Origin of the sequence: Pseudomonas sp. HMWF006 (assembly GCF_003061205.1) — a bacterium.
GTDB lineage: Bacteria > Pseudomonadota > Gammaproteobacteria > Pseudomonadales > Pseudomonadaceae > Aquipseudomonas > Aquipseudomonas monsensis.
Map to the genome: position 1 here is coordinate 1 of NZ_QAIU01000444.1, position 4,620 is coordinate 4,620.

A 4,620-nucleotide genomic window follows, 5' to 3' on the forward strand; every position below is an offset into this window, starting at 1 on the left:
GTTCGGACAGGCGCAGGCCGGAGGAATAGAACAGCTCAAGAATGGCTTGATCGCGGCGGGCGAGAAAATCATCCTCGACCGCACCTTCCAGTAGCTGCAACGCACGGTCGGTATCGAGGGTTTTCGGCAGCCGCCGTTCGCCTTTTGGTGGCGCCAGACCTGTCGCCGGGTCGTGGTCGCAGAGGCCTTCGCGATTGAGATAGTGATAGAGCCCGCGCACTGCCGAGAGCAAGCGGGCGAGGCTGCGTGAGGACTGGCCCTGGGCATGCAGGCGGGCGATCAGGCTGCGCAGGCGCTGGATATCCAGTGCGGCCCAACTGCCGACGTTCTGCTTGATGCACCAGCCGAGGACTTTATCGAGGTCGCGGCGGTAGGCCGACAGGGTGTGCGGTGACACCTGTCGCTCACTGCGCAGGTGTTCGCAGTAAGCGTCCAGTTGTCGTTCCATGTTCAGCGTACCGAGCGCAGGGAGCTATTGACCCGTGGCAGCACGCGGCCCATGACTTCGGCGATGTAGCTGAGGAACAGCGTGCCGACCGAACTCTTGTAGTGCTGCGGATCGCGGCTGGCGATCGCCAGAATACCGTGGATGCCTTGATGGCTGATGGCAACGACGGCGGTGGAGCCGATCTGCTTGCGCTGCTCCTCGCCGAACAGGAAGTCCAGTTCATGTTCACGCAGGGTGCCGCTGACGCTTTTGCCTTCGGTGAGCAGGCCGCCGATCGCGGTTTGCGCGTCGGCGTGGGTGACCCAGCGGCCGACCGGTGCCGGGTTGTCACCCAGCAGGATCAGGCTGACAAAAGGCACCTGGAAGTCCTGGCGCAGGCTGTCTTCAACGCTGATCACCACATCTTCGAGGCTGGCCGCATCCATCAGGGACAGGATCAGGCGGCGGGTCTTGTCGAACAGGCGATCGTTGTCGCGGGCCACGTCCATCAACTGCGAGAGGCGATGACGCATCTCGATGTTGCGGTCGCGCAGAATGGTCATCTGCCGTTCGACCAGCGATACGGTGTCACCGCGTCGGTGGGGAATGCGCATTGCCGGCAGCAGTTCTTCGTGCTCGACGAAGAAGTCCGGATGAGCCTCCAGGTACGCGGCAACCGCTGCCGCCTCCAGGCTCTCGGACGCTGATTCGTCGGACTGTCGGGCGGGTACCTGAGGCTTATCGGTCATGGCTTCTGCTCACTCAAAGACGCACTTGTCCTTCGTATACACGCACTGCCGGACCGGTCATCAGCACCGGTTGGCCAGGGCCTGCCCATTCAATGGACAGACGCCCGCCGGGCAGGTCGATCAACAGCGGCGAATCCATCCACCCCTGACTGATTGCCGCGACAGCCGCAGCGCAAGCGCCAGTACCACAGGCCTGGGTTTCCCCGGCGCCGCGTTCCCAGACGCGCAGTTGCGCACGGTTGCGGTCGATGACCTGGAGGAAACCGACATTGACCCGCGCCGGGAAGCGCGGATGGTGTTCGATTTTCGGTCCCAGCTCATGCACCGGTGCACTGTTGATGTCCTGCACACGCAGCACGGCATGGGGGTTGCCCATCGACACGGCGGCCAGTTCGACCGTGGTGCCGTCGACTTCCAGCTGATAGCTGGTCGCCTGCGCTGGCGCTTCGAACGGAATGTCTGCCGGCACCAGGCGCGGCGCGCCCATGTTGACGCCGATCTGGCCGTCGTTACGCACGTCCAGTTCGATGATGCCACCCTTGGTTTCGACGCGGATCTGCCGTTTCGCCGTCAGACGCTTGTCCAGCACGAAGCGCGCGAAGCAGCGCGCACCGTTGCCGCACTGTTCCACTTCCGAGCCATCGGAGTTGAAGATCCGGTAACGGAAATCCACGTCCGGGTTGCTCGGCGCTTCAACGATCAGCAACTGGTCGAAACCGATACCGGTGTGCCGGTCGCCCCATTGCTTGGCGTGCTTGGGCTGAATATGCGCGTGCTGGCTGACCAGGTCGAGAACCATGAAATCATTGCCCAGGCCATGCATTTTGGTAAAACGCAGCAGCATGGGTTACTCCGGCAGCAGGCTTTCGCCGGCAAACAGCTCGGCCACAGTTTCGCGGCGGCGCACTTCAAAAACCTGATCACCGTCTACCAGCACCTCGGCAGCACGGCCGCGGGTGTTGTAGTTGGAACTCATCACGAAACCGTAGGCACCGGCGGAATGCACGGTCAGCAGGTCGCCTTCTTCCAGCGCCAGTTCACGGTCCTTGGCGAGGAAATCACCGGTTTCGCAGATCGGGCCGACAATGTCGTACTTGCGCGCGGCGGTATCACGCGGCTTGACCGCAGTGACGTCCATCCACGCCTGGTACAGCGCCGGGCGGATCAGGTCGTTCATCGCCGCGTCGACGATGGCGAAGTCCTTGTGTTCGGTGTGCTTGAGGTACTCGACCTGGGTCAGCAGCACGCCGGCGTTGGCGACGATGAAGCGGCCCGGCTCGAACACCAGTCCCAGATCACGGCCGCTCAGACGCTCGCGCACAGCCTTGATGTAGTCGCCGGCCAATGGCGGCTCTTCATCGCGATAACGCACGCCCAAACCGCCACCGAGATCAATGTGGCGCAGGTGGATGCCGCAATCGCCGAGACGATCGACCAGATCCAGCAGGCGGTCGAGGGCATCGAGGAACGGTGGCAGGGTGGTCAGTTGCGAACCGATGTGGCAATCGACGCCGATCACTTCCAGGTTCGGCAGGTGCGCAGCGCGCACGTACACGTCTTCGGCGTCGGCAATGGCGATGCCGAACTTGTTCTCTTTGAGACCGGTGGAAATGTACGGGTGGGTGCCGGCATCGACGTCCGGGTTCACACGCAACGAAACCGGGGCGCGAACGCCGAGCTCGGCGGCGACCACTTGCAAGCGTTCCAGCTCGTCAGTGGATTCGACGTTGAAGCAGTGCACGCCGACTTCCAGCGCACGGCGCATGTCGTCACGGGTCTTGCCGACACCGGAGAAGACGATCTTGTCAGGGCTTCCACCTGCGGCGAGCACGCGTTCCAGTTCACCACGAGAGACGATGTCGAAACCGGCGCCGAGACGGGCCAGGACATTCAGAACGCCGAGGTTGGAGTTGGCTTTGACGGCAAAGCAAACCAGGTGCGGCATGCCGGCCAGCGCATCGGCGAAGGCCAGATACTGGGCTTCAATGTGTGCTCGCGAATAAACGTAGGTGGGCGTGCCGAAACGGTCGGCGATGGCGGACAGAGCCACACCTTCCGCGAACAGCTCCCCGCCACGGTAATTAAAAGCGTCCATGGCGATCCCTTAGTAAACGTCGTGCTTGTGTGCTTTGGAAACCGGTTGCTTTTGTGAAGACTGGGCTTGTTCGGCCGGGTCCTGATCGTCATCCGGCAGGTACAGCGGGCCTTTTTGACCACAGGCCGAAACGAGGCAGGCAACCGCGACGAGCGCAGCAAGGGAAGAGATCAGGCGCTTCATGGCGAAATCCTTGAAAATGCGTTAATTGCGCCGGAGTATACCGGCCACCCGGCAGCTTGCCTATGCGAGGGGCTTCCCGTCCGGCGGGGCTCTCTGGATACCGGTTGGATACAGGTAATTCCTGTGGGAGCGAGCTTGCTCGCGAAGAGGCCGGTACATTCGATATGTTTGCTGGCTGACACACCGCTTTCGCGAGCAAGCTCGCTCCCACAGGGGCCAGTGCTGGATGGGAAACGGTGCTTGGTCGTTATCCTTTGCAATCGGCCGGCAGCGTCCGTATCTTTCGGCGCTTGAGCCTGATCAGACATTTTTTGAGGTTGCCACAATGAGTTTGTCCGAAGCCCGTTTCCACGATCTGGTCGATGCTACCCAGCAGACGCTGGAAGATATCTTTGATGACAGCGACCTGGATATCGACCTGGAAAGCTCGGCAGGTGTCTTGACCGTCAAGTTCGAAAACGGCTCGCAACTGATCTTCAGTCGTCAGGAGCCCCTGCGTCAGTTGTGGCTGGCAGCGGTGTCCGGTGGTTTCCACTTCGACTACGACGAAGAGAGCGAGCGCTGGATGTGCGACAAGAGCGAAGAGCAGTTGGGCGAAATGCTCGAGCGCATCGTCAAGCAGCAGGCTGGCGCTGAATTCGACTTCGAAGGTCTGTGATTCCGTGACTGACACTGCTCCTGTTCGTCCGCCCAAACCGCTCTACAGCAACATCAGTCCGGCAGTGCCTTCGCCGTGCAGCGGTGTGTGCCGGCTTGATGAACAGAAGGTTTGTCTCGGCTGCTTCCGCCATGTCGAGGATATTCGCGAATGGCGCTCGGCGGATGATCAGCGCCGTCGGGTCATCTGCCAGCAGGCTGCCGCACGAAAATCCCTGAGTTGATTCGCTACAGGGGTTCTTGCCGGATCAAAATCGGGTGACTTGTATATTTTTTGAGCTGTGATAGTGTCCGGACACGCCTCAACCCATCGAGGCCTGGTGAAAACCCCGTCTTTTTTGGCGGGGTTTTGCTTTTTTTGTGTGCAGAAGAAAGGAGTCTGCCCGGATCATGACCGCACCTTCCATCACCCTTACCCGTCTGGACGTGCAACGTCTGGAGCGCCTGATCGACAGCCTGGATGACACGCTGCCGGGCGTGATCGCGCTGCAAACCGAACTGGACCGCGC

The 4,620-nt window shown here is 61.3% G+C and carries 7 protein-coding genes and 1 pseudogene; 3 read left to right on the forward strand and 5 right to left on the reverse strand.

All coding sequences use genetic code 11. The annotated features are described in order from the left end of the window. From DBR24_RS18700 to DBR24_RS18720, 5 genes are all read right to left on the reverse strand, one after another. Positions 1–448, reverse strand: a 448-nt coding sequence (locus DBR24_RS18700) for a site-specific integrase (protein WP_158277044.1), incomplete at its 3' end; no start/stop codon positions are given. Between the two features lie 2 nt (positions 449–450). Then, positions 451–1,176: a DUF484 family protein gene (locus DBR24_RS18705; protein WP_123469796.1), complete on the reverse strand. Its 726-nt coding sequence runs from the start codon at positions 1,174–1,176 to the stop codon at positions 451–453. Positions 1,177–1,189: 13 nt separating this feature from the next. Beyond that, the gene (dapF, locus tag DBR24_RS18710; RefSeq protein WP_007911094.1) at positions 1,190–2,020 is read right to left on the reverse strand and encodes a diaminopimelate epimerase; all 831 of its coding nucleotides are present in this window, start codon (positions 2,018–2,020) and stop codon (positions 1,190–1,192) included. A gap of 3 nt (positions 2,021–2,023) precedes the next feature. Next, the gene (gene lysA, locus DBR24_RS18715; RefSeq protein ID WP_123469793.1) at positions 2,024–3,271 is read right to left on the reverse strand and encodes a diaminopimelate decarboxylase; all 1,248 of its coding nucleotides are present in this window, start codon (positions 3,269–3,271) and stop codon (positions 2,024–2,026) included. A 9-nt stretch (positions 3,272–3,280) separates the two neighbouring features. Next, positions 3,281–3,454 carry a lipoprotein gene (locus tag DBR24_RS18720; protein ID WP_123469791.1) on the reverse strand — a complete coding sequence of 58 codons (174 nt, stop codon included), beginning with the start codon at positions 3,452–3,454 and terminating at the stop codon, positions 3,281–3,283. 325 nt (positions 3,455–3,779) lie between these two features. Here DBR24_RS18720 and cyaY point away from each other — a divergent pair, with 325 nt between their 5' ends. The 3 genes and pseudogenes from cyaY to DBR24_RS32845 all read left to right on the forward strand — a co-directional run. Beyond that, positions 3,780–4,112, forward strand: coding sequence for an iron donor protein CyaY (gene cyaY / locus DBR24_RS18725; RefSeq protein WP_123454569.1), 333 nt, complete (start codon positions 3,780–3,782; stop codon positions 4,110–4,112). 4 nt (positions 4,113–4,116) lie between these two features. Continuing rightward, positions 4,117–4,335 (forward strand): DUF1289 domain-containing protein, encoded by a 219-nt coding sequence (locus tag DBR24_RS18730; RefSeq protein ID WP_123469790.1) that lies wholly within the window; start codon positions 4,117–4,119, stop codon positions 4,333–4,335. 166 nt (positions 4,336–4,501) lie between these two features. After that, a pseudogene (locus tag DBR24_RS32845) lies at positions 4,502–4,620 on the forward strand (nucleoside diphosphate kinase regulator); the annotation flags it as partial.